General features: G+C 72.3%; 1 protein-coding gene. It reads right to left on the minus strand.

Translation table 11 applies throughout. The annotated features are described in order from the left end of the window. Window positions 1–210: 210 nt before the first annotated feature. A partial coding sequence (locus AC2W7G_RS17545) for a sigma-70 family RNA polymerase sigma factor (protein WP_485869565.1) occupies window positions 211–806 on the minus strand: 596 nt, incomplete at its 5' end.

Genomic DNA, 806 nt, shown 5'->3' on the forward strand with positions numbered 1-806 from the left:
GCGTCGAGGGCGGCGACCGTCCGCAGCAACGGCTCGAGCTCGGGCGACGGCGTCGCGCCGCGCAGGGCGGCGTCGAAGGCGTCGGCCTCGGCCGAGCGGCGGAACGGGCTCATCGGGTGGTCTCTCTCGGGGAAGGTGCCGGACGCCATGCTGGCGTCTCAGCGGGCTCAACGACCGGAGGTGTCCCCTGGTTACGCGGCGTGTCGCACATCACCGGACCTCCGGGTCCACGAGCTTCGCCAGGGCGCGGACCGCCCGCAGCTGCAGCTGCTTCACGGCACCCTCGGAGCGTCCGAGCGCGGCCGCCGTCTCGGCGATCGACAGGCCCTGGATGAAGCGCATGAGGATGCAGTCGTGCTGCTCGGCGCTGAGCTGACCGACCGCGGCGTACAGGGCCTCGTTGGTCAGGTGCGACAGGACGTCGGTCTCGGGCTGGGCGATGACCGAGCGCCGGTCCGGGACGTCGTCGGAGACGATCTCCAGCCTTGAGCGTCCGGACTTGAAGTGGTCGGTCACGAGGTTGCGGGCGATCGTCGTCAGCCAGGCCCCGAAGTCCTTGCCCTGCCAGGTGAACTTCTGGATCGAGCGCAGGGCCCGCATGAAGGTCTCGCTCGTGAGGTCCTCGGCCAGCGGGCGGGAGCCGACGCGGTAGAGGACGAAGCGGTAGACGCCGGGAGCGTAGTGGTCGTAGAGCTGGCCGAACGCCTCGGCGTCGCCGCCCGTGGCGAGGTCGACGAGGGGCGCGCAGGCGCTCGCGCTCGGGGTCGGGGGGAGGGCTCGGGGTGCTCGTGCCGCCGGCCGGACCG

This window comes from Aeromicrobium sp. PFPM2_SD2 (assembly GCF_057364525.1).